This is a genomic window from Serratia sp. ID 25-353 (genome assembly GCF_054792795.1).
Map to the genome: position 1 here is coordinate 1,226,826 of NZ_CM139236.1, position 22,629 is coordinate 1,249,454.

Consider the following 22,629-nt stretch of genomic DNA (forward strand, 5'->3'; position numbering starts at 1 on the left):
CTGGCGGCAGATTGAGCATGTCTTCTTATAACGACAAGAGCCTTCAGGAGCATTCCGGATGAGCAAATTTTTAGACCGTTTCCGCTATTTCAAGCAGTTGGCGGAGCCTTTTTCTGGCGAGCACGGCCAGACCTTGAACACCAACCGCGACTGGGAAGACGGCTACCGCAGCCGTTGGCAGCACGACAAAGTGGTGCGTTCCACCCACGGCGTAAACTGTACCGGTTCCTGCAGTTGGAAGATTTACGTGAAGAATGGTCTGGTGACCTGGGAAACCCAGCAAACCGACTACCCGCGCACCCGGCCCGATCTGCCCAACCATGAACCGCGCGGCTGCCCGCGCGGCGCCAGCTACTCCTGGTACCTGTACAGCGCCAACCGGCTGAAATACCCGCTGATGCGCAAGCGTCTGCTCAAGCTGTGGCGCGAGGCGAAAGCGCAGCACAGCGATCCGGTCGCGGCCTGGGGGTCTATCGTCGGCGATGCGGAAAAAGCCAAAAGCTACAAGGTGGCGCGCGGCCGCGGCGGCTTCGTCCGATCCAGCTGGCAGGAGGTCAATGAACTGATCGCCGCCGCCAACGTCTATACCGCCAAAACCTTCGGCCCGGACCGTATCATCGGCTTCTCGCCGATCCCGGCAATGTCGATGGTGTCCTACGCCGCCGGCGCCCGCTATCTGTCGCTGATCGGCGGCGCCTGCCTGAGCTTCTACGACTGGTATTGCGATCTGCCGCCGGCCTCGCCGATGACCTGGGGCGAGCAGACCGACGTGCCGGAATCCGCCGACTGGTACAACTCCTCCTACATTATCGCCTGGGGCTCCAACGTGCCGCAGACGCGCACTCCGGACGCCCACTTCTTTACCGAAGTGCGTTACAAGGGCACCAAAACCGTGGCGGTGACGCCGGACTATGCCGAAGTCGCCAAGCTGTGTGACCACTGGCTGAATCCGAAGCAGGGCACCGACAGCGCGATGGCGCTGGCGATGGGCCACGTGATGCTGAAAGAGTTCCATCTCGATCGCGAAGTCGGCTACTTCCGCGACTATGTGCGCCGCTATACCGATATGCCGATGCTGGTGCTGCTGGAAGCGCGTGAAGGCGGCCATTACGCCGCCGGCCGCCTGCTGCGCGCCGCCGATCTGGTGGACGGACTGGGCCAGGAAAACAATCCCGAGTGGAAAACCGTCGCTATCGACAGCCGCAGCGGCGATCTGGTGGCGCCGCAGGGCTCCATCGGCTTCCGCTGGGGCGAGAAGGGCAAGTGGAACCTGGAACAGCGCGAGGGCAAGTCGCAACAGGAAGTCGAGCTGCAGCTCAGCCTGTTGGGCATGCATGACGACGTTGCCGAGGTGGGCTTCCCGTACTTCGGCGGCGCCGACAGTGAGCATTTCAACAGCGTGGCGCTGGACGAGATCCTGCTGCACAAACTGCCGGTGAAACGCCTGCAGCTGGCGGACGGCAGCGAAGCGCTGGTGACCAGCGTGTACGACCTGACGCTGGCTAATTACGGCCTCGAGCGCGGGCTGGGCGACGCCAACTGCGCCGCCGACTATGACGAGGTCAAGGCCTACAGCCCGGCCTGGGCCGAGCAGATCACAGGTGTGTCGCGCCACAACATCATCCGCATTGCCCGCGAGTTCGCGGAAAACGCCGAGAAGACTCACGGCCGTTCGATGATCATCGTCGGCGCCGGCGTCAACCACTGGTATCACATGGATATGACCTACCGCGGCTTGATCAACATGCTGATCTTCTGTGGTTGCGTCGGCCAGAGCGGCGGCGGCTGGGCGCACTACGTCGGCCAGGAAAAACTGCGGCCGCAAACCGGCTGGCTGCCGCTGGCGTTCGGCCTCGACTGGCAGCGCCCACCGCGCCATATGAACAGCACCTCGTTCTTCTACAACCATTCCAGCCAATGGCGCTATGAAACCGTCGGCACCGACGAGCTGCTGTCGCCGCTGGCGGACAAGTCGCGCTTCGGCGGCAGCCTGATCGACTTCAACGTGCGCGCTGAGCGCATGGGCTGGCTGCCGTCGGCGCCGCAGCTGGGCACCAACCCGCTGCGCCTGGCGGAGCAGGCCCGCGCCGCCGGCCAGTCGCCGGTCGAGTTCACCGTCGACAGCCTGAAGAACGGCACGCTGGGCTTCGCCGCCGAGCAGCCGGACAATCCGCAGAACTTCCCGCGCAACCTGTTCGTCTGGCGCTCCAACCTGCTGGGCTCCTCCGGCAAGGGCCATGAGTACATGCTCAAATACCTGTTGGGCACCGAAAACGGCATCCAGGGGAAAGATCTCGGCCAGCAGGGCGGCGTGAAGCCGCAGGAAGTGGAATGGCGCGAGCAGGGCGGCGAAGGCAAGCTGGATCTGGTGGTGACGCTCGATTTCCGCATGTCGAGCACCTGCCTGTACTCCGACGTGGTGCTGCCGACCGCCACCTGGTACGAAAAAGACGACATGAACACCTCCGACATGCACCCGTTCATCCATCCGCTGTCGGCGGCGGTCGATCCGGCCTGGGATTCGAAGAGCGACTGGGAGATCTACAAGGGCATCGCCAAGGCCTTCTCCGAGGTGTGCGTTGGCCATCTGGGCCAGGAAACCGACGTGGTGACGCTGCCTATCCAGCACGATTCCGCCGCCGAACTGGCACAGCCTTACGGCGTGCAGGACTGGAAGAAAGGCGAGTGCGATCTGATCCCGGGCAAAACCGCGCCGCACATCATCGCGGTGGAACGCGATTACCCGGCCACCTACGAGCGCTTCACTTCGCTGGGGCCGCTGCTGGACAAACTGGGCAACGGCGGCAAGGGCATCAGCTGGAACACCCAAACCGAGGTCGACTTCCTCAAGCAGCTTAACTACGTCAAGGCCGACGGCCCGGCGGCGGGGCGGCCGAAGATCGAGAGCGCGATAGACGCGGCGGAAGTGATCCTGTCGCTGGCGCCGGAAACCAACGGCCAGGTGGCGGTAAAAGCCTGGGAGGCCCTGAGCAACGTCACCGGCCGCGATCACCGGCATCTGGCGCTGAACAAGGAAGACGAGAAAATTCGCTTCCGCGATATTCAGGCGCAGCCGCGCAAAATCATCTCCAGCCCGACCTGGTCCGGTCTGGAAGACGAACACGTTTCCTACAACGCCTGTTACACCAACGTGCACGAGCTGATCCCGTGGCGCACCCTCAGCGGCCGTCAACAGCTGTATCAGGACCACGAGTGGATGCGCGCCTTCGGTGAAAGCCTGCTGGTATACCGGCCGCCGATCGACACCCGCGCCGCCCAGCCGTTGCTCAACAGCAAGCCGAACGGCAACAAGGAGAAGGCGCTGAACTTCCTGACGCCGCACCAGAAGTGGGGGATTCACTCCACCTACAGCGACAACCTGTTGATGCTGACGCTGTCGCGCGGCGGCCCGATCGTCTGGCTGAGCGAAGACGACGCCAAAGATCTGGGCATCGCGGACAACGACTGGATCGAGGCCTTCAACGCCAACGGCGCGCTGACGGCGCGCGCGGTGGTCAGCCAGCGTATCCCGGCCGGTATGACCATGATGTACCACGCGCAGGAGCGCATCGTGAACCTGCCGGGCTCGGAGATCACCAGCCAGCGTGGCGGCATCCACAACTCGGTGACCCGCGCCTGTCCGAAGCCGACCCACATGATCGGCGGCTATGCGCAGCTGGCCTACGGCTTCAACTACTACGGCACCGTCGGCTCCAACCGCGACGAGTTCGTGGTGGTGCGCAAGATGAACCGCATTGATTGGTTGGACGACGAAGGCAACGACTACGCGCAGGGCAGTCAGCAGGAGAACAGCAAATGAAAATTCGTTCGCAAGTCGGCATGGTGCTGAATCTGGACAAGTGCATCGGTTGCCACACTTGTTCGGTCACCTGCAAAAACGTCTGGACCAGCCGCGAGGGTATGGAATACGCCTGGTTCAATAACGTGGAAAGCAAGCCTGGCGTCGGGTATCCGCACGCCTGGGAAGATCAGGAAAAATGGAAGGGCGGTTGGATCCGTAAAATCAACGGCAAGCTGGAACCGCGCATGGGCAACCGCGTCGGCGTGCTGGCGAAAATCTTCGCCAACCCGGACGTGCCGGCGCTGGACGACTACTACGAGCCGTTCGATTACGACTACCAGCATCTGCACACCGCCAAACAGGGCAAGCACCAGCCGGTGTCCCGCCCGCGCTCGCTGATCACCGGCCAGCGCATGAACAAGATCGAAAGCGGCCCGAACTGGGAGGAGATCCTCGGCGGGGAATTCGAAAAACGCTCGCAGGACAAGAATTTCGACAACCTGCAGAAGGCGATGTACGGCCAATTCGAAAACACCTTCATGATGTACCTGCCGCGCCTGTGCGAGCACTGCCTCAACCCGGCCTGTGTCGCCACCTGCCCGAGCGGGGCGATCTACAAGCGCGGCGAAGACGGCATCGTGCTGATCGACCAGGACAAGTGCCGCGGTTGGCGCATGTGCCTGACCGGCTGCCCGTACAAGAAAATCTACTTCAACTGGAAGAGCGGCAAGTCCGAGAAGTGCATCTTCTGCTACCCGCGCATCGAAGCCGGGCAGCCGACGGTGTGTTCGGAGACCTGCGTGGGCCGCATTCGCTACCTCGGCGTGCTGCTGTACGATGCCGACCGCATCGAGCAGGCGGCGGCGGTGGAGAACGACAAGGATCTGTATCAGAGCCAGCTCGATATCTTCCTCGATCCGCATGATCCCAAGGTGATTGCTCAGGCGCTGGCGGACGGCGTGCCGCAGGGCGTCATTGAAGCTGCCCAGCAGTCGCCGGTGTACAAAATGGCGATGGATTGGAAGCTGGCGCTGCCGCTGCACCCGGAATACCGTACGCTGCCGATGGTGTGGTACGTGCCGCCGTTGTCGCCGATTCAGTCCGCCGCCGACGCCGGCGAGTTGGCGCACAGCGGCGTACTGCCGGACGTCGAGAGCCTGCGCATTCCGGTGCAGTATCTGGCGAACCTGCTGACCGCCGGCGATACCGAACCGGTGTTGCTGGCGCTGAAACGCATGCTGGCGATGCGCCATTACAAACGGGCGGAAACCGTCGACGGCGTGGTGGACACCAGCGCGCTGGAGCAGGTTGGCCTGAGCGAAGCGCAGGCGCAGGAGATGTACCGCTACCTGGCGATCGCCAACTATGAAGATCGCTTTGTGGTGCCGTCGAGCCACCGCGAGCTGGCGCGCGAAGCCTTCCCGGAAAGCAAGGGTTGCGGCTTCAGCTTCGGCGACGGCTGCCACGGCAGCGACGGCAAGTTCAACCTGTTCAACAGCCGCCGCATCGACGCCATCGACGTGACCGCGAAAACCGCGCGGTCGGAGGACGCCTCATGATCAGCCTGAAAGTGATCGCCCGCCTGCTGGATTACCCGGAGCAGGTCCTGTTTGACCATCAGCAGGCGCTGATCGAGGCGCTGGAGCCGGCCAGCGAGCTGGATCTGCACCACAGCGCGCAGCTGATTCTGTTTATCCGCCGCCTGTGTGCACGCCCGCTGCTGGACGTGCAGGCCGACTATTGCGAGCTGTTCGATCGCGGCCGCGCCACCTCGCTGCTGCTGTTTGAGCACGTGCACGGCGAGTCGCGCGATCGCGGCCAGGCGATGGTCGATCTGATGGCGCAGTACCGCGCCGCCGGGCTCGAGATCGACAGCCGCGAGCTGCCGGATTTCCTGCCGCTGTACCTGGAGTATCTGGCCAGCCGCAGCGCGGCGCAGGCACGGGAAGGGCTGCAGGACATCGCGCCGATCCTGGCGCTGCTGGGCGCGCGCCTGCAACAGCGCGAAAGCCCGTACGCGGTGCTGTTCGATCTGCTGTTGGCGCTGTCCGGCAGCGAGGTGCAGGCCCAGACGCTGGAGACCCAGGTGGCGCAGGAGGCGCGCGACGATACGCCGCAGGCGCTGGATGCGGTGTGGGAAGAGGAGCAGGTCAAGTTTCTCGGCGAACAGGGCTGCGCCTCCGCCCAGCAGACGGCGCACCAGCGGCGCTTCGCCGGCGCGGTGGCGCCACAGTATCTGGACTTGACGGATGCGTTAACCGGAACCAAAGGACGCTAATCATGCAATTTTTGAATCAGTTCTTCTTCGATATCTACCCTTATCTGGCCGGCGCGGTGTTCCTGATCGGCAGCTGGTTGCGTTATGACTACGGGCAGTACAGCTGGCGCGCCGGCTCCAGCCAGATGCTGGATAAAAAGGGCATGCGGCTGGCGTCCAACCTGTTTCACATCGGCATTATCGGCATCTTCGCAGGCCACTTCCTCGGCATGCTGACGCCGCACTGGATGTATGAGGCCTTCCTGCCGATCGATGTGAAGCAGAAGCTGGCGATGATCGCCGGCGGCGCCTGCGGCCTGATGACGCTGATCGGCGGCGCGCTGTTGCTGAAGCGCCGGTTGACCAACCCGCGGGTGCGCGCCACCAGCAGCTTCGCCGACATCATGATCCTGACGTTGCTGGTGGTGCAGGTGTGCCTCGGTCTGCTGACCATTCCGTTCTCCGCCCAGCATATGGACGGCAGCGAAATGATGAAGCTGGTGGCCTGGGCGCAGGCGGTGGTGACCTTCCACGCCGGCGCCTCTGCGCACCTGGAGGGCGTGGCGATTATCTTCAAACTGCACATGGTACTGGGTATGACGCTGTTCGTGCTGTTCCCGTTCTGCCGCCTGGTGCATATCTGGAGTGCGCCGGTCGAGTACCTGACCCGCCGTTACCAGCTGGTGCGCAACCGCCGCTGAGCCTGACCCCGCCGCCGCCGATCGCCAGCGGCGGCGCTATTCCGATAATTCTCCCGCCACCTGCCCATTCTCGCCGCCTTGCCGTAAACTGAATATCTCAGTAATGTTACGCTTATGCTTCCGCCGACGGATGTCGGCCCGTGGTAGCCGATAACAAGAGATACCGCCTTGATGAAAGGCCTTTTGGGACATAAAAACCGGGGATGATCCGCATGGCCTTAACGCCGTGCGGGAGAATCGCTTTATGGATAGTCAGGTTAATCAATAACAATAATGACCACACAATGTCGCTCACCCGAGCTGTTGCCTCTGAAAATCATCGCCACCGGGGCCGCGTTGCCGCCCAACCGCGTGGCCTCCTCTACGCTCGATGCTCGCCTGGGGAAACCGGCCGGCTACGTTGAAAAACGCTCGGGCATCGTTTACCGCTATCACGCCGCCGACGACGCCAGCCAGGCCGAGCTCGCCGCTGCCGCGCTGCAAGACGCGCTGGCCCGCAGCGTCATGCCGGCAGCCTCCATTGACCTTTTGATCTCCGCCTCGGCGATATCTGTGCAGGCGCTGCCGTGCACCGCCGCGCATATTCTCAAGGTCGCCGGGCTGGCACCGGGTACGCCGGGCTTCGACATCAACAGCAGCTGCGTCAGCTTTATCTCTGCGCTGCAGGTGGCGGGGGGGCTGTTGAACGCCGGGACGTATCGGCGTATCGCCATCGTCTCGGCGGATCTCGCTTCGCGCGGCATCGACTGGCAGCACGAAGAGTCGTCGCTGATCTTCGGCGACGGCGCCGCCTGCGCCATCGTGGAGCGCGGTGACGGCACCGGCGGCATCCTCGCCAGCCTGGTGGAAACCTATCCCGCCGGCAGCGAGCTGTGCGAGATCCGCGCCGGCGGCACGCGCCGCAACCCGCGCGTCGGCATGTGCGAGCAAGACTTCCTGTTTCATATGCAGGGCAAGCCGCTGTTCCGTCAGGCGTCGGCGCTGATTGAGGGCTACCTCGACCGGCTGCTGAGCGCCAGCGGCTTGACCCTGGCGCAGATCGCCACCGTGGTGCCGCACCAGGCCAGCCATTTGTCGCTCGAACATATGCGCAAACGGCTGCACGTCTCCAGCGAGGCGCTGGTGGACATCTACCGTCATCACGGCAATCAGGTGGCGGCCTCTATCCCGACCGCGCTGCATGCCGCCGTGACCACCGGGCGCTTTAACCCCGGCCAGCCGGTGATGCTGATCGGCACCGCTGCCGGGCTGGCGCTGGCCGGCATGGTGTTGCTGCCATGAGGGTGCTGGTGACCGGGGCGACCAGCGGGCTGGGGCGCAACGCGGCGGAGTGGTTGCTGGAGGCCGGGCATCAGGTGCGCGCCACCGGCCGCGATGAGCGGGTTGGCGAAACGCTGCGTCAGTTGGGCGCCGAGTTTTGCGCGCTCGATCTGGCGCAGGCCACGCCGCAGCAGTGCCGGGAGCTGGTGATCGACTGCGAGTGGGTGTGGCACTGTGCGGCCAAGTCATCGCCCTGGGGCGGTAAAGCAGAGTTTCACCGCATCAACGCCGCGGCGACGGAGAAGCTGGCGGAGGCGGCCGGGCGCTGCGGCGTGCGGCGCTTCGTGCATATCTCCACGCCGGCAATCTACTTCGATTTTCAGCCGCATTACGATCTTGATGAGGGTTATCGCGCCCGGCGCTTCGCCAATCACTATGCCGCCAGCAAATATGCGGCCGAACAACGCCTGTTGGCGCAGGCGAAGATCTATCCGCAAACCACCTACATTATACTGCGGCCGCGCGGCCTGTTTGGCCCGTATGATCGGGTGATCGTGCCGCGGCTGTTGCAACAGCTCGAACGCGATCGCGGCGTGCTGCGGCTGCCCGGCGGCGGGCAGGCGTTGCTGGATCTGACCTTTGCTCCCAACGTGGTACACGCCATGGCGCTGGCCAGCCGGCAGCGCGGATTGCCGTCCGGCGCCGTGTACAACATCACCAACCACCAACCGCAGCGGCTGGCGGAGATGCTGGATGCGCTGCTGCGTCAGGCGCTGGGGCTGCGCTACCGGCTGCAGGCCGTGCCGTATCCGCTGCTGCATACGCTGGCCGGCGGCATGGAGCTGTGGGCAAGCCTGAGCGGCAAGGAGCCGCTGCTGACGCGCTACAGCGTGGCGGCGGTGCATTTCGACATGACGCTGAGCCAGACCCGCGCGATCGAAGAGCTGGGCTATCGGCCGCGTTACTCGATGGAGGAGGGGATCCGCCTGACCGGCGAGTGGCTGCGGCAGCAAGGAGGCGGACAGCATGGCTAAGGTCACCGTATTTGAAGTGGGCTATTGCACGCATATCGGCTGCATGGCGCTGCGCGGCGCCGGGTTCCGGGTGTGCAAATTCCCGGCGCGCGCCTATCTGCTGGAGGTGGGGGAGCGCCGCTGGCTGTGGGATACCGGCTACGCGCATTATTTTCAGCAGCACACGCAATCGGGGCTGTTCAGCCTTTACCGCCGCATGACGCCGGTCTACTTCGACCCCGCTGAGTCGTTGGTGCATCAGCTGCGTGACGCCGGTTACGCCGAAGGCGACATTCAGGCGCTGATCGTCTCGCATTTTCACGCGGATCACATCGCCGGGCTGCAGGATTTCAGCCACCTCGATTTTATTTGCTCCGGCGAAGGCTGGCAGCAAACCCGCGGGCTGCGCGGTTTCGCGGCGCTCAAGCGCGCCTTTATTCCCGGTCTGATCCCGGCAGATTTCGAGAGCCGCCTGCAGTTTATGGAAGCTTTTCCCTCGGTGGCGTTGCCCGCGCTGCTGGCGCCGTTCGATCTCGGTTACGCGCTGCCGGGCAGTGAAGGGCAGATCGTGCTGGTGCCGCTGCCGGGGCATGCGGCCGGCCATATCGGCGCCTTTATCCTCACCGACACCGGCTGGACGCTGTTGGCCAGCGACGCCGCCTGGTCGCCGCAGAGTTACCAGACGCTGCGCGGGCCTTCGCGCCTGGCTAATCTGGTAATGGACGACGCGGCGGCGTATACCCGCACGCTGGAGCGGCTCAACCAGCTGTGGGCGGGCGGGCAGGTCAACATTTTGCTGTGCCACGAGGGGGACCTGTGATCCCCTTCATGACCCTTTGGCACTATTTCCGCGCCCGGCGCCTGCGCTTTGGCGATCGTGCGGCGCTGGAGGCGCATCAGGCCCGGCAGCTCGTGGGCTTTGCCCGTCGGGTGCTGAGCCAGAGCCCCTATTTTCAGCGGTTCAGCCACCGGCCGTTCGCCGAATGGCCGCAGATGGACAAGGCGCTGATGATGGCGCAGTTCGACCGGATGAATACCGCCGGCCTGAGCCGGGAGGCGGTGCTGGCCTGCGCGCAGCGTAGCGAGGCGGATCGCGATTTCACGCCGAAGATCGGCCGCTACAGCGTCGGGTTGTCGTCCGGCACTTCCGGGCAGCGCGGCGTGTTTGTCGTCAGCCCGCGCGAACAGCAGGTGTGGGCCGGCGGCATGCTGGCGAAGATGCTGCCGGACGGGCTGCTGGCCGGTGAGCGTGTCGCCCTGTTTCTGCGGGCGGACAATAACCTCTATCACAGCGTGAACAACCGTTGGCTGAGCCTGGCGTTTTACGATTTGCTGGCGCCGTTCAGCGAGCATCTGCCCGCGCTGGAACGGCAGGCGCCCAGCATCATCGTGGCGCCGGCGCAGGTGCTGCGCGCCTTGGCGCTGGCGGTGCTGGCCGGGCAGGTGACGCTGCCGGTCAAAAAAGTGATTTCGGTCGCCGAGGTGTTGGAAGAACAGGATCGCCGCCTGCTGATGCAGGTATTTCCGGCGGTTGGCGAAGTGTATCAGGCTACCGAGGGGTTCCTGGCCGCGACCTGCGCGCACGGTACGCTGCATCTGAACGAAGAGTTTTTGCATATCGAACCGCAGTGGATCGACGAGCAGCGTTTCACGCCGTTGATCACTGATTTCACCCGCAGCACGCAGCCGATCGTGCGTTATCGGCTGGACGATGTGCTGGTGCTGCGCAAGGAACCCTGTCCGTGCGGGCAGCCGACGCGGGCGATTGCGCGTATCGAAGGGCGGCGCGACGATCAGCTGATGCTGCCCGATGCGCAGCGGCAGCCGCAGGCGGTATTCGCCGATGCCTGCAGCCGGACGATCGCCAATGCGTTGCCGCTGGCCAGCGATTACCGCCTGATCCAGCGCGGCGAGCACCGGCTGGAGCTGATCGCCGATTGCAGCCCGGCGGCGTTGGCGCACTGCCAGGCGCAGCTGATCGCGCTGTTCGCTCGCCAGGGCATCGCCACCGATCGGCTCGAATGGCGGTTGACGGCGCAGGCGGTTTTGCCGCAGTTCGATCGCAAGCGGCGGCGCATCGTGCGCCAGGCGGAGGAAGCATGAAAAATACGCTGTTCAGGCTAGGGCACATGTTGCTCGGCTGGGGGACGGTCGGGGTGGTGTATAGCGTGACCGATCGCCTGCAGGGGGCGGGAACCCTGTTGCCGCCGTCGGCGCTTGACCGGGCGATCCCGTTCAACCCGGCGGCCATTTGGCTCTACCTGTCGTTCTTCCTCATCGTCCCGGCGGGCTATTTGCTGGCGCCGCTGCGGCGAATCAAATGGCTGACGCTGGCGATGCAGCTGACGGCGCTGGGCGCCGGGGCCGTTTACCTGCTGTGGCCGACCACCATGGCCTATCCGCAGAACGAGGGCGTTGGGATCAGCGCGCAGCTGCTGGCGGCGTTAACGCAGGTGGATTCGCCGCAGAACTGCCTGCCTTCGTTGCACATGGCGCTGACGGTGCTGGCGGTGTGGGCGCTGAGCGACGGCGAGCGCAAAATGCGGACGGCGCTGTGGATGCTGTGGGGTGTGGCGATCGCGTTCTCCATTCTGCAGCTGCGTCGCCATTTGTTTGTCGATTTGGCAGGTGGCGCCTTGCTGGCGCTGTGCGCCGGCGGGCTGGCCCTGCGCATCAAGACTCTGCGCAGGCGCGTAGTTAAAGGAGAAATGGGATGAGCGATCTGGCGTTGCCGATAGTGTTCATGCTGTTCATCGTGGTGGCCGAGGCGGTGGCGCTGCATTGGGGGCGCCGTGAGCCGGTCAACTGGCACGATCTGGTGTTCAATCTGAACTCCGGCCATATCATGCTGTGGCTGTTCCGCGGGCTGGAGATCACCTGCTACGGCTACGTGGCCGCGCATTTCAGCCTGGGGCTGCTGGACGCCTGGCCGCCGCTGCTGATGTGGCTGTTCGCCCTGCTGGCGTGGGACTTCGGTTTCTATTGGCTGCACCGCCTGCACCACCGCTTTCGCGTGCTGTGGGCGGTACACGTGGTGCACCATCAGGGCGAGCACTTCAATCTGTCGCTGGGGGTGCGCAACTCCTGGTATTCGTCGCTGACGTCGATTCCGTTCTTTTTGCTGCTGGCGCTGGCGGGCGTGCCAGTGTCGGTGTTCGTCACGGTGTCGATTTTTCACTACAGCATTCAGCTGTTTAACCACAATGCGCTGACGCCGAAGCTCGGCGTGCTGGAAAAAATCCTGGTCACGCCGGCGCACCACCGGGTGCACCACGTCAAGGACATGGCGTATTCCAATAAGAACTTCGGCGGCAGCTTTATCTTCTGGGACAAACTGTTCGGCACGTTCTGCCCGGCGTTACCGACCACGCCGTTCAGCTACGGCGTCAGCGGCGATCGGCCGTCCGCCAACCCTTTCTGGGCGAGTAATCTGCCGTTCCTGCGCTATTTGCGCCTGACATGGCGCCCGGCGCAGGGCAGGCTGCGCGACCGCCGTTCGGCGCTCTGCGTCTTCAGCGGCGCCATGCTGTTGTTCACGCTGGTGGTCGGCTACGTCTACCAATACGGTTACGGTTACGGCGACATCAGCTGGCCGCAAATGGCGCTGCTGGTGCTGTTGGCGTTGGGATCGGTAGCGCTGGGCGGCATGACGGAAGGGCGACCGTGGGCGAGCGCCGTCTGGCTGCTGATCGCGCTGGGCATGCCGCTGCTGTTTATCGGCTATCTTGGCTGGCCGCAGCGCTATTGGCATATCGCCATGGCCGCCGTGGCGCTGCATGCCCTGTGCGTCGCGCTGGGCTGGGGGCGAGTGGCCGCACCGGCCGCCGTGGAGGAACCGCATGGCTGACTCATTACCGCCGCTGCGTTTCCCCACCGATGGCGAGCAGGCGTTTCATCGCGATCTCAAGCGCGCGGCGCACGCCTGCCTGGCGGGCGATCATCGCTATGCCGATACCGCGCGGTTGGCCAAGGCCGCGCTGTTGCTAGCGCTGTGCATCGGGTTTTATGCACTGAGCCTGATGCAGCATCAACCCTGGGCGTTTTTCCTCTGCTATTTCCTGTTCGTGGCTATGGGCATGCTGCTCAACGTCAACGTCAATCACGATGCTTCGCATAACGCCTTCTTGCGCGCGCCCTGGGCCAATCGCCTGGTGGGGCGGTTGGTGACGCTGCCGCTGGGCGTCGATCCGGACTACTGGCGCACGCGGCACGTGGATTACCACCACGTTTACGCCAACGTCGAACACTACGATCTGGACACCGAAGAGAACGGCTTTTTCCGCCAGACGCCGTTCCAGCGCTGGCGGCCGCATATGCGCTATCAGCATCTGTACTGGCCGCTGATCGCCGCGCTCTCGCTACCCTACATCGCGTGGATTTTCGATTGGTCCGATCGGCTCGATAAAACGCCGCTGCGGGAAAAACGCGTGCTGGCGGGGCGCGGCGGTTGGGCGCTGTTCGTGCTGTGCAAATTGCTCCATGTGGCGCTGGTGCTGGTGGTGCCGCTGATCCTGTGCCACCTGCACGGCATCGGTTGGGGCTGGGTGCTGTTGGCTTACGCGCTCAGCCAGATGTTTGCCTCGCTGCTGGTGGTGTTCCTGCTGCTGGGCACCCACTGGGCGCAGGCCGAGTTTTACCCGGCACCGGCGGGGGACAACATGCCGCACGGTTGGTACCGGCACAATTTCGCCACCGCCTGCGACTGGCAGCCCGAGCCGCGCTGGCTGGAGCACCTGACCGGCGGGCTGAACTATCACCTGACCCATCACCTGTTTCCCGGCTGGAATCACCGCCACTACCCGGCGCTGGCCGCCGCGGTGGCGGAGGTCGCACAGCGGCACGGCATGGCGTACCGCTGCATCGGCTATCGCGAACTGCTGGCGCAGCAACAGCGCTTCTTGCGCCGAATGGGGCAGCCATGAAGCCGCTGCGCCCGTTAGCCTATCGGCGTGACGACGGCGGGTTGCATCGCGCGCTGATGCAGGCCGCCCAGCATTATTTGGCGGCCAACGGCGATCACCGCTTCGCCGACGGCGGCATGCTGGCGAAGGTGGCGCTGCTGTTAACGCTGTGCGGCCTGTGCTACGGGCTGAGCCTGCAGCAGCAAAACGGCTGGGCGTTTTTCGCTTGCTACTTCGGTTTTATCTTTATCGGCATGTTCCTGACGGTGAACGTGGTGCACGACGCCTCGCATAACGCGTTTTTCCGTCGGCCCTGGGCCAACCGTTGGCTGAACGCCCTGGTGAGCGTCCCGCTGGGGCTGGATCCCGACTGCTGGCGCGTGCGTCACGTGCTGTTTCACCATGCCCATAACAACATCGAACATTACGACCCCGACATCGACGCCAACGGCGTGCTGCGGCAAACGCCGTTCCAGCGTTGGCGGCCCTTTATGCGCGCCCAGCGTTACTATTGGCCGCTGGTGGCGGCGCTGACGTTCCCGTACTACATCTGGCTGTTCGACTGGCTGGACCGGGCGGGTCGCACCCGCGTGGCGGCGCGCATGGCGCAGCAGGGCGTGCGCGGCTGGTGCGGGTTTCTGGCGGGCAAGACGGCACACCTGCTGCTGGCGCTGGCGATCCCGTGCTGGCTGCTGCCGCCGGCCATCGGCATCGGGCAAATCCTGCTGGTCTATTTGCTGAGCCAGATGCTTTCTTCCTTGCTGTTCGTGATGTTGATCATCGGCACCCACTGGGCCAAGGCCAATTTTTACCAGGCGCCGGCGCAGGGTGCGATGCCGCACGGCTGGTATCACCACGTGTTCGCCACCACCTTCGACTGGCTGACTCGGCCGCGCTGGCTGGGATACTGGCTCGGCGGGGCGAACCTGCATTTGACGCATCATCTGTTCCCACACTGGAGCCATCGCCATTACCCGGCACTGAGCCGCATCATCGGCGAGGTGGCGCCGCGTTTCGGCATCAACTACCGCCTGCTGGAGCTGGAGGAGCTGTTGCGCCTGCAGCAGCGCTTCCTCAGCGCGATGGGGCGCAAACCGCATTAGCGTTGCATGTGGATTGTGCGAGGCGTTACGCAGTTCACTAATTGAACGATATTTGCCCTTCCAGTAGACTTTCCCCCTGTGAATCAACGGCCACAGGAGGTGGACTATGCGCAGCTTGCCGATTCGGTTATCGAACAAAATTGATGATGATCTGAACGATATTGCCCGGCGTCACGGGATGGAAAAAACCGAGGTAATCAAAATGGCGTTTGCACTGATTACCCTTGCCGATAAGTACTGGATGAAACAGGATGGTACTTCTCTTGGCATTGTACGGGAGAAGGGTGAACAGCTTGAAGCGGTGGGGCGGGTCGTGGAGATCTTCCCATGAACATCGAAAGCCGTAATTTGCACGATGAGGCCAGCCAGGTTTATCTGGAGCAGGTCTTGGTCTTCGACGAAATGGAGCGGCTGCGCCTGGCGCGCCAGGTGCTGTGCGGGATATTTGCGGTCAGCGTGGGCGTATTCGCCGCCCACGCGTATTGGGAGAAAAATGAAGCGCTGAGACAAGCGTTCGAGCTGGTGAAGATCGGCGCCTTGCCGCTGGTCACGCTGGTGGTTTCCTTCTACTTTCCCAACAGCGCGGCCAGATAAGGCGCCGCGTCAATGCGACTTCATGCCCGCCGCGGTCATCAGCAGGCGGAACAGCGAGGCGACCACGAACAGCCCCAGCACGCTGGCGCTCCAGATGATCACCAGCCAACCGATGCGTTTCCACCAGGGCGCCGGCGCAGCGGTTGCCGTTTTATCTTGCATAGCGTCCTCCCTCCTCAGTGATAGCCGTGTTCATGGCTGATCTTGCCGCGGAACACGTAGTAGCTCCAGAAGGTGTAGACCAGAATGATCGGGATGATGAACAGCGCGCCCACCAGCATAAAACCGAGGCTCTGCGGCGGGGCGGCGGCGTCCCACAGGCTGATGGCCGGCGGGATCAGGTGCGGCCAGATGCTGATGCCAAGCCCGCTAAGGCCAAGGAACACCAGCAGCAGCGTCAGCATGAACGGCGAGTAGTGCGCGCCGCGTTTTACCCCGCGTTGAATCCCCCAGGCGCTGAGCAGCACCAGCACCGGCACCGGCAGCAGCCAGAACAGGTTCGGCAGCGTAAACCAGCGGGCGGCGATTTCTGGATGCGCGATCGGCGTCCAGATACTGACCGCGGCCAGCACCAGCAACAGGATCGCCAGCAGCGGCGTCGCCAGGTGATACATGCGCGCCTGCAGATCACCGGCGGTTTTCATCACCAGCCAGGTACAGCCGAGCAGGGCGTAGGTCACTACCAGCCCCAGCCCGCAGAACAGCGCGAACGGCGTCAGCCAGTCCAGCGCGCCGCCGGCGTAGGTGCGGCCTTCGACCGGGAAGCCATTGATCACGGCGCCTACCACCACACCCTGGCTGAAGGTGGCGAAGATTGAGCCCCAGATGAACGCCTTGTCCCAGATATGGCGTTTCTCCGGCTTCGCCTTGAAGCGAAACTCGAAGGCCACGCCGCGGAAAATCAGCCCGATCAGCATCAGCGTCAGCGGGATCGCCAGCGCGTCGAGGATCACCGAGTAGGCCAGCGGGAAGGCGCCGAACAGCGCGGCGCCGCCCAGCACCAGCCAGGTTTCATTGCCGTCCCACACCGGGGCGACGGTATTCATCATCAGATCGCGGTCGCCGCTCTCTTTCACCCACGGAAACAGGATGCCGATGCCCAGGTCGAAACCGTCCATCACCACGTACATCATGGTGCTGAACACGATGATGATAAACCAAATCAGCGGAAGATCGATACCCATGTTCAGCTCCTGTCGTCCAGAGTGTCGTTGACCGCGGACAGCGGACGCGCCGGCCGGCCCTCGGTATTGTCTTCTTGGTGTTCATGCGGCTGCGGCCCTTTGCGGATCAGGCGCATCATGTAGGAATACCCCACGCCGAACACCGAGCAGTAGACGATGATGAACGCCAGCAGGCTGATGCTCATGTGCAGGTCGCCGTGCGCGGAGACCGCGTCCTTGGTGCGCAGCAGGCCGTACACCACCCACGGCTGGCGGCCGATCTCAGTGGTGAACCAGCCCGCCAGCAGCGCCAGCAATCCGGAAGGACCCATCCACAAAATGAAGTACAGGAACGGACGCGACTGATACAGCCCGCCGCGCCAGCGCAGCCACAGGCTCCACACCCCGGCCAGAATCATCAGCATGCCCAGCCCGACCATGATGCGGAACGACCAGAACACCACGGTGGAGTTGGGGCGATCTTCCGGCGGGAAGGATTTGAGCGCCGGCACCTGCTCGGTCAGGCTGTGGGTTAGGATCAGGCTGCCGAGGTACGGCACCTCCAGCTTGAAGCGGGTCTCTTCGCGCTGCATGTCCGGCCAACCGACCAGGATCAGCGGCGTGGCTTCGCCCGGCGGGTTTTCCCAGTGACCTTCGATGGCGGCGATCTTCGCCGGCTGGTGTTTCAGCGTATTCAGGCCGTGCGCATCGCCGATCAGCGCCTGCACCGGCGCGACGATCAGCGCCATCCACATCGCCATCGACAGCATCTTGCGCATTGCCGGGGTGTCGCGGCCGCGCAGCAGATGCCAGGCGGCCGACGCGCCGACGAAGAACGCCGAGGAGAGGAAGGCGGCGGTGGACATGTGCAACAGGCGGTACGGGAAGGACGGGTTAAAGATGACCTTTAGCCAGTCGACCGGTACCACCTGGCCGTTGATGATTTCATGCCCCTGCGGCGTCTGCATCCAGCTGTTGGAGGCCAGGATCCAGAAGGTGGAGATCAGCGTGCCGAGCGCCACCATGCAGGTAGCGAAGAAGTGCAGGCCGGGGCCGACGCGGTTCCAGCCGAACAGCATCACGCCGAGGAAACCGGCTTCGAGGAAGAAGGCGGTCAGCACTTCATAGGTCAGCAGCGGCCCGGTAATGCTGCCGGCGAACTCGGAGAAGAAGCTCCAATTGGTGCCGAACTGATAGGCCATCACCAGCCCGGACACCACGCCCATACCGAAGTTAACGGCGAAAATCTTTGACCAGAAGAGGTAAAGCTCACGGTAGGCTTCATTGTGCGTTTTCAACCATAACCCTTCCAGCACCGCCAGATAGCTGGCTAAACCGATGGTGATGGCGGGGAAGATGATATGGAAAGACACGGTGAAGGCGAACTGTATTCTGGCGAGTTCCAGTGCATCAAGACCCAGCATGGCGCCTCCTAGGGTTGAACATAAATTAACCTCTTGAGTATAGCTGTCATTTTTATGTGAAATACTTGGCGTTAAGTTAAGCACGGAGTACAGTGACTATAATAGTGACAGTTATTTTACTTTTTCATATAACAGTTAATGGTTATGACCCGATACGAGCAGCTTGCGCAGCAGATTAGAGAACAGATCCAGAACCGGGTGTGGCGGGCGGGCGACAAACTGCCTTCGCTGCGCGAGAGCGGCAAACGCGCCGGACTGAGCCTGATGACGGTGGTGCAGTCCTATCAACTGCTGGAGAGCCAGGGGTGGATCGTCGCCCGCCCGCAGTCGGGCTACTACGTGGCGGCGCGTCCGCAGCCGCTGCCCCAGCCTTCGCGTGGCGAGAAGCTGTTGCTGAGCGAGCAGGTAGACATCAACGCCTTTATTTTCGACGTGCTGCAGGCCTGCAAGGATCCGGATATCGTGCCTTTCGGTTCGGCCTTTCCCGACGCCACGCTGTTCGCCCAGCCGAAGCTGGCGCGGGCGCTGAGCAGCGTAGCGCGCAAGTTCACGCCGCACAGTTCGCTGGCCAACCTGCCGCCGGGCAACGACGCGCTGCGGCGGCACATCGCCCAACGCTATGCGCTGAGCGGCATGCAGGTTGCGCCGGACGAAATCGTCATCACCGCCGGGGCGATGGAGTCGCTCAGCCTCAGCCTGCAGGCGGTGACCCAGCCGGGCGACTATGTGGCGATCGAATCGCCGGCGTTTTACGGCGCGCTGCAGGCGCTGGAACGCCTGCGGTTAAAGGCGGTGGCGATCGCCACGCATCCGCAGGACGGTATCGATCTGGACGCGCTGCAGCAGGCGGTGGAACAGTATCCGATCAAAGCCTGCTGGCTGATGACTCACTTCCAAAACCCGCAGGGCGCCACCCTGCCGGAGGCCAACAAGCAGCGTCTGGTGACGCTGTTGCGCGACCGACAGATTTCGCTGATTGAAGATGACGTTTACGGTGAGCTGTACTTCAGCGCGGAACGGCCGCTGCCGGCCAAGGCGCTCGACAGCGGCGGCCAGATCCTGCACTGCTCGTCGTTTTCCAAATGCCTGGCGCCGGGTTTTCGCGTCGGCTGGGTGGCGGCGGGGCGTTATGCGCAGCAGATCCAGCGTTTGCAGCTGATGAGCACCGTTTCCACCAGCGTGCCGACCCAGATGGCGCTGGCGGATTATCTGCTGCACGGTGGCTACGATACCCATCTGCGGCGGCTGCGGCGCCTGCTGGCCCAGCGCCAAAGCGCGATGCGTCAGGCGATTGCCCATCATTTCCCGCCGACGGTGAAGGTCAGCCAGCCCGACGGCGGTTACTTCCTGTGGCTGGAGCTGGATCCGGCGCTGTCGTCGATGGAACTGTACCGGCGGGCCCTTTCCCGGGGCATCAGCATCGCGCCGGGGCGCATGTTCACCACCGGCGACCATTTCAACCACTGCTTCCGCCTCAACGCCTCTTTTGAATGGAACGACCGCTTTGAAGAGGCGATCAAAACCTTAGCCAAACTTATCCGGGGGCTGGCGGCGGCAGGCTGAACCGCGTTTTGCACGGCGCTTCGCCCCAGAAAAATTCATAATGCTTTTTTCGGCAATGGAATGCCGGTTTCGTTGTTAGACAGCCCTCCAGCCGCCCATTACTCTGCGATAAATTTTGTCACATTTTTATCAACGGGAAGACGAGGGGCTGTGGGTGAGCAGAATAAAAAATAGGTTAAACAAACTGTTGCGATATCGGCTGACGCCGCTGGCGTTGGTCTGCGCGCTGGGGCTGAGCGCCGGCGCGCAGGCGGAAACGCTGGGCGAAGGCATCACGCCGGCCAGCGACGCCGCTCAGGTACCGGCCGCCGCCAAGCTGCGCAAAGACACCGTGGTGGCAGGCATCTCGGAGCCGCAGGGGATTTTCAACCCGTATCTGTTCACCAACGGCTGGGACGAGAACGTGACCGACGTGATCTTCAGCCGCCTGATCGGCCTGGACAGCCAGGGCAAGCCGGAAGGGCGATTGGCGGAGTCCTGGCAGGTCAGCCCCGATAATCTGACCTACACCATCAAGCTGCGGCCGAATCTGGTCTACAGCGACGGCTCGCCGCTGAAGGCCGACGATATCGCCTTTACCCTGACGCTGCTGCACGATCCGGCCTATGACGGCGACACCGACATTACGCCGGCGCACATCCAGGGTGGAGCCGAGTATAAAAACGGCACCGCCGCCGGCATCAGCGGCCTGAAGGTGATCGACGATCGCACCATTCAGATCGTCACCACCCAACCGGGCGCGACTACGCTGCAGCTGATCGGCGGCCCGGTGCTGTCGCGGGCTTACTACGGCAAAGACTATCAGCGCGGCAAGCTTGACGGCGTACGCGCCTTCAACGGCAAGCCGCTCGGCAACGGCCCCTATATTTACGACAAGTACGTGCCGGGGCAGGAGATCCGCTTCCACGCCAACCCGAACTTCTACCTCGGTGCGCCGCCGATGGCGCGCTTTATCTACCGCGTCACCAACCCGGCCACCAACTTCCAGCTGTTCCAGACCGGTGAGACCGACTACGACGCTTTTACCGCCAAGCCGGACGATATCGAACAGCTCAAACTGCTCGGCTTCGCCAATATCAACCTTTACAGCTCAAGCGATTACAGCCGCATCGACTTCAACCTCAGACGTCCGGCGCTGCAGGACAAACGGGTGCGTCAGGCGCTGATCTACGGCCTGGATCGGCAAAGGCTGATCGCCGTGGTGTACCAGGGTTACGGCAAGGTCGCCAACCAACCGATCTCGCCGATCTCTTGGGCTTATGACGCGAACGGCATCAATCCCTACGCTTACGATCTCGACAAGGCCGGGAAGCTGTTGGACGAGGCCGGTTGGCGAGTGGGCGCGGACGGCATTCGGCAAAAAGACGGTAAAAAACTGGAGCTGACGCTGCTGGTGACCAAAAAGCTGATCAACGATGCACTGGTGCCGATCGCCAAGGATAACTATCGCCGACTCGGCGTGGTGCTCAAGCCACAGGTACTGGATTTCAATGCGCTGCTGGCGCAACGTAAGGCGAGCAATTACGACCTGGCGTCCCTCAGCACCAGTACGCTGAACGATCCGCACGATGGCGTGCGCGATTTCATCAGCAGCGAGAGCGAAACCGGTTATCACAACCCGCAGGTAGACGCGCTGATCGCCAGGGCCAACGCCACGCTGGATATCGCGCAGCGCAAGCCGCTGTACCACCAGCTGTATCAAGCGCTGGCGGACGATCCGCCGGTGATCCTGCTCGGCAACCGCGAGATTTTGAGCGCCAGCAGCGCGCGCGTCACCGGCTTTAAACCGGATATCTACAACGGCTTGGTCGGCAGCCTGCCGAACGTCAAACCGGCGCCGTAACGCCCTGACGCCGCCGCGCCACTCCGGGCGGCGGCGATGGAAATCGCGATGAGAAATTTTATCCTGCGCCGTCTGTTGCAGACTATCCCGATGCTGCTGTTGGCTTCCTTGCTGATTTTTTGCATCTTCGCCCTGGCGCCCGGCGACTTTATCGACGGCAACATCAACCTGACCGCGCAACGCGCTGCCGAGCTGCGGGCGCTGTACGGGTTGGATCAGCCGTTGTTCAGCCGCTACCTGCACTGGCTCGGCCGGCTGCTGCAGGGCGATCTCGGTTTTTCGCTGCAGTATCAGATCCCGGTCAGCACGCTGCTTAACCAATACATCTGGAACTCGTTCCTGCTGGCGGCGGTGGCGATGGTGCTGTATTGGGGCATTGCGCTGGCGGTGGGGGTGATCTCGGCGATGAAACCCTATTCGCTGTTCGATCATCTGATCACCGTGGCGGTGTTCGCCGCCATGTCGTTTCCGACGTTCTTTCTGTGTCTGCTGCTGATCAAATGGTTCGCCGTCGATCTGCACTGGTTACCGGCGGGCGGCATGCTGCGCACCGGCAGCGAGGCGAGCGGGCTGGCTTGGGCGCTGGAAGTGGCGGCGCATCTGCTGCTGCCGGTGCTGGCGCTGGTGATGTTGCAGGCCGGCAGCCTGACGCGCTATTTCCGCGCCAGCATGCTGGACGTGATCCGCATGGACTATATCCGCACCGCGCGCGCCAAGGGGCTCAGGGAGAAAACGGTGATCCTCAAACACGCGCTGCGCAATGCGCTGCTGCCGATCGTCACCCTGCTGGGGTTCGAGCTGCCGGGATTGTTCTCCGGCGCGCTGATCACCGAAAAAATCTTCAATTGGCCGGGCGCCGGGCATATCCATATCGATTCGCTGGCGGCGCGTGATTACCCGGTACTGATGGGGTTCACGCTGTTTCTGGCGGCCCTGACCATCCTCGGCAATCTGCTGGCGGACATTCTGTACGCCTACGCCGATCCGCGCATTCGCTTGAGGTAA

Annotated in this window: 20 protein-coding genes; 17 read left to right on the forward strand and 3 right to left on the reverse strand. The window is 63.2% G+C overall.

Features of this window, described 5'->3' with window-relative positions; all coding sequences use genetic code 11:
- Positions 1-58: 58 nt before the first annotated feature.
- From ACYF6X_RS05860 to ACYF6X_RS05925, 14 genes are all read left to right on the forward strand, one after another.
- On the forward strand, positions 59-3,820 hold the full coding sequence (locus tag ACYF6X_RS05860; RefSeq protein ID WP_107226356.1) for a nitrate reductase subunit alpha: 3,762 nt from the start codon (positions 59-61) through the stop codon (positions 3,818-3,820).
- Positions 3,817-5,361, forward strand: coding sequence for a nitrate reductase subunit beta (narH, locus tag ACYF6X_RS05865; protein WP_130018759.1), 1,545 nt, complete (start codon positions 3,817-3,819; stop codon positions 5,359-5,361). The genes ACYF6X_RS05860 and narH overlap by 4 nt, the downstream gene beginning before the upstream one ends.
- A complete protein-coding gene (narJ, locus tag ACYF6X_RS05870) occupies positions 5,358-6,080 on the forward strand; it encodes a nitrate reductase molybdenum cofactor assembly chaperone (protein ID WP_063990212.1) in 723 nt (240 codons plus the stop codon). Before narH ends, narJ begins: the two co-directional genes overlap by 4 nt.
- Positions 6,081-6,082: 2 nt before the next feature.
- Complete coding sequence (gene narI, locus ACYF6X_RS05875) at positions 6,083-6,760, forward strand: respiratory nitrate reductase subunit gamma (RefSeq protein WP_025303199.1); 678 nt, start codon at positions 6,083-6,085, stop codon at positions 6,758-6,760.
- Between the two features lie 273 nt (positions 6,761-7,033).
- Positions 7,034-8,041 carry a 3-oxoacyl-[acyl-carrier-protein] synthase III C-terminal domain-containing protein gene (locus ACYF6X_RS05880; protein ID WP_130018760.1) on the forward strand — a complete coding sequence of 336 codons (1,008 nt, stop codon included), beginning with the start codon at positions 7,034-7,036 and terminating at the stop codon, positions 8,039-8,041.
- Positions 8,038-9,054 carry an NAD-dependent epimerase/dehydratase family protein gene (locus ACYF6X_RS05885; RefSeq protein WP_130018761.1) on the forward strand — a complete coding sequence of 339 codons (1,017 nt, stop codon included), beginning with the start codon at positions 8,038-8,040 and terminating at the stop codon, positions 9,052-9,054. The genes ACYF6X_RS05880 and ACYF6X_RS05885 overlap by 4 nt, the downstream gene beginning before the upstream one ends.
- The gene (locus ACYF6X_RS05890; protein ID WP_130018762.1) at positions 9,047-9,853 is read left to right on the forward strand and encodes an MBL fold metallo-hydrolase; all 807 of its coding nucleotides are present in this window, start codon (positions 9,047-9,049) and stop codon (positions 9,851-9,853) included. Before ACYF6X_RS05885 ends, ACYF6X_RS05890 begins: the two co-directional genes overlap by 8 nt.
- Positions 9,850-11,136, forward strand: coding sequence for a F390 synthetase-related protein (locus ACYF6X_RS05895; protein ID WP_130018763.1), 1,287 nt, complete (start codon positions 9,850-9,852; stop codon positions 11,134-11,136). Before ACYF6X_RS05890 ends, ACYF6X_RS05895 begins: the two co-directional genes overlap by 4 nt.
- Positions 11,133-11,750, forward strand: a complete 618-nt coding sequence (locus tag ACYF6X_RS05900; protein WP_063990207.1) for a phosphatase PAP2 family protein — start codon at positions 11,133-11,135, stop codon at positions 11,748-11,750. The genes ACYF6X_RS05895 and ACYF6X_RS05900 overlap by 4 nt, the downstream gene beginning before the upstream one ends.
- Positions 11,747-12,880 (forward strand): sterol desaturase family protein, encoded by a 1,134-nt coding sequence (locus ACYF6X_RS05905; RefSeq protein WP_130018764.1) that lies wholly within the window; start codon positions 11,747-11,749, stop codon positions 12,878-12,880. Before ACYF6X_RS05900 ends, ACYF6X_RS05905 begins: the two co-directional genes overlap by 4 nt.
- Positions 12,873-13,955 (forward strand): fatty acid desaturase family protein, encoded by a 1,083-nt coding sequence (locus ACYF6X_RS05910; protein WP_130018765.1) that lies wholly within the window; start codon positions 12,873-12,875, stop codon positions 13,953-13,955. The genes ACYF6X_RS05905 and ACYF6X_RS05910 overlap by 8 nt, the downstream gene beginning before the upstream one ends.
- Positions 13,952-15,037: a fatty acid desaturase family protein gene (locus ACYF6X_RS05915; protein ID WP_130018766.1), complete on the forward strand. Its 1,086-nt coding sequence runs from the start codon at positions 13,952-13,954 to the stop codon at positions 15,035-15,037. Before ACYF6X_RS05910 ends, ACYF6X_RS05915 begins: the two co-directional genes overlap by 4 nt.
- 106 nt (positions 15,038-15,143) lie before the next feature.
- Positions 15,144-15,368 carry a hypothetical protein gene (locus ACYF6X_RS05920; RefSeq protein ID WP_025303190.1) on the forward strand — a complete coding sequence of 75 codons (225 nt, stop codon included), beginning with the start codon at positions 15,144-15,146 and terminating at the stop codon, positions 15,366-15,368.
- Positions 15,365-15,631 (forward strand): hypothetical protein, encoded by a 267-nt coding sequence (locus tag ACYF6X_RS05925; RefSeq protein ID WP_055313318.1) that lies wholly within the window; start codon positions 15,365-15,367, stop codon positions 15,629-15,631. Before ACYF6X_RS05920 ends, ACYF6X_RS05925 begins: the two co-directional genes overlap by 4 nt.
- A gap of 9 nt (positions 15,632-15,640) precedes the next feature.
- Here the strand turns inward: ACYF6X_RS05925 and ACYF6X_RS05930 are convergent, their stop codons facing one another.
- The 3 genes from ACYF6X_RS05930 to ACYF6X_RS05940 are packed head-to-tail and all read right to left on the reverse strand — an operon-like array spanning position 15,641 to position 18,218.
- Entirely contained in the window at positions 15,641-15,793 is a 153-nt protein-coding gene (locus ACYF6X_RS05930) for a DUF2474 domain-containing protein (RefSeq protein WP_071605360.1), read from the reverse strand.
- Between the two features lie 14 nt (positions 15,794-15,807).
- Positions 15,808-16,815 (reverse strand): cytochrome d ubiquinol oxidase subunit II, encoded by a 1,008-nt coding sequence (gene cydB / locus ACYF6X_RS05935; protein WP_406879990.1) that lies wholly within the window; start codon positions 16,813-16,815, stop codon positions 15,808-15,810.
- 2 nt (positions 16,816-16,817) lie between these two features.
- Entirely contained in the window at positions 16,818-18,218 is a 1,401-nt protein-coding gene (locus tag ACYF6X_RS05940; protein WP_130018768.1) for a cytochrome ubiquinol oxidase subunit I, read from the reverse strand.
- A 144-nt stretch (positions 18,219-18,362) separates the two neighbouring features.
- Here ACYF6X_RS05940 and ACYF6X_RS05945 point away from each other — a divergent pair, with 144 nt between their 5' ends.
- The 3 genes from ACYF6X_RS05945 to ACYF6X_RS05955 all read left to right on the forward strand — a co-directional run bounded on the left by ACYF6X_RS05945 (position 18,363) and on the right by ACYF6X_RS05955 (position 22,629).
- Positions 18,363-19,781, forward strand: a complete 1,419-nt coding sequence (locus tag ACYF6X_RS05945) for an aminotransferase-like domain-containing protein (RefSeq protein ID WP_107226590.1) — start codon at positions 18,363-18,365, stop codon at positions 19,779-19,781.
- Between the two features lie 187 nt (positions 19,782-19,968).
- Positions 19,969-21,624: an ABC transporter substrate-binding protein gene (locus ACYF6X_RS05950; protein WP_063990203.1), complete on the forward strand. Its 1,656-nt coding sequence runs from the start codon at positions 19,969-19,971 to the stop codon at positions 21,622-21,624.
- Positions 21,625-21,672: 48 nt separating this feature from the next.
- On the forward strand, positions 21,673-22,629 hold the full coding sequence (locus ACYF6X_RS05955; RefSeq protein ID WP_048234726.1) for an ABC transporter permease: 957 nt from the start codon (positions 21,673-21,675) through the stop codon (positions 22,627-22,629).

Excerpts from the sequence above, each read along its gene's own strand:
- ACYF6X_RS05890 (WP_130018762.1), top strand. The coding sequence starts at position 9,047 with ATGGCTAAGGTCACCGTATTTGAAGTGGGCTATTGCACGCATATCGGC.
- ACYF6X_RS05930 (WP_071605360.1), bottom strand. The coding sequence starts at position 15,793 with ATGCAAGATAAAACGGCAACCGCTGCGCCGGCGCCCTGGTGGAAACGC.
- narH (WP_130018759.1), top strand. The coding sequence starts at position 3,817 with ATGAAAATTCGTTCGCAAGTCGGCATGGTGCTGAATCTGGACAAGTGC.
- cydB (WP_406879990.1), bottom strand. The coding sequence starts at position 16,815 with ATGGGTATCGATCTTCCGCTGATTTGGTTTATCATCATCGTGTTCAGC.
- ACYF6X_RS05905 (WP_130018764.1), top strand. The coding sequence starts at position 11,747 with ATGAGCGATCTGGCGTTGCCGATAGTGTTCATGCTGTTCATCGTGGTG.
- ACYF6X_RS05955 (WP_048234726.1), top strand. The coding sequence starts at position 21,673 with ATGAGAAATTTTATCCTGCGCCGTCTGTTGCAGACTATCCCGATGCTG.
- narJ (WP_063990212.1), top strand. The coding sequence starts at position 5,358 with ATGATCAGCCTGAAAGTGATCGCCCGCCTGCTGGATTACCCGGAGCAG.
- ACYF6X_RS05915 (WP_130018766.1), top strand. The coding sequence starts at position 13,952 with ATGAAGCCGCTGCGCCCGTTAGCCTATCGGCGTGACGACGGCGGGTTG.
- ACYF6X_RS05880 (WP_130018760.1), top strand. The coding sequence starts at position 7,034 with ATGACCACACAATGTCGCTCACCCGAGCTGTTGCCTCTGAAAATCATC.
- ACYF6X_RS05910 (WP_130018765.1), top strand. The coding sequence starts at position 12,873 with ATGGCTGACTCATTACCGCCGCTGCGTTTCCCCACCGATGGCGAGCAG.
- ACYF6X_RS05945 (WP_107226590.1), top strand. The coding sequence starts at position 18,363 with ATGACCCGATACGAGCAGCTTGCGCAGCAGATTAGAGAACAGATCCAG.
- ACYF6X_RS05900 (WP_063990207.1), top strand. The coding sequence starts at position 11,133 with ATGAAAAATACGCTGTTCAGGCTAGGGCACATGTTGCTCGGCTGGGGG.
- ACYF6X_RS05885 (WP_130018761.1), top strand. The coding sequence starts at position 8,038 with ATGAGGGTGCTGGTGACCGGGGCGACCAGCGGGCTGGGGCGCAACGCG.
- ACYF6X_RS05925 (WP_055313318.1), top strand. The coding sequence starts at position 15,365 with ATGAACATCGAAAGCCGTAATTTGCACGATGAGGCCAGCCAGGTTTAT.
- ACYF6X_RS05920 (WP_025303190.1), top strand. The coding sequence starts at position 15,144 with ATGCGCAGCTTGCCGATTCGGTTATCGAACAAAATTGATGATGATCTG.
- narI (WP_025303199.1), top strand. The coding sequence starts at position 6,083 with ATGCAATTTTTGAATCAGTTCTTCTTCGATATCTACCCTTATCTGGCC.
- ACYF6X_RS05940 (WP_130018768.1), bottom strand. The coding sequence starts at position 18,218 with ATGCTGGGTCTTGATGCACTGGAACTCGCCAGAATACAGTTCGCCTTC.
- ACYF6X_RS05860 (WP_107226356.1), top strand. The coding sequence starts at position 59 with ATGAGCAAATTTTTAGACCGTTTCCGCTATTTCAAGCAGTTGGCGGAG.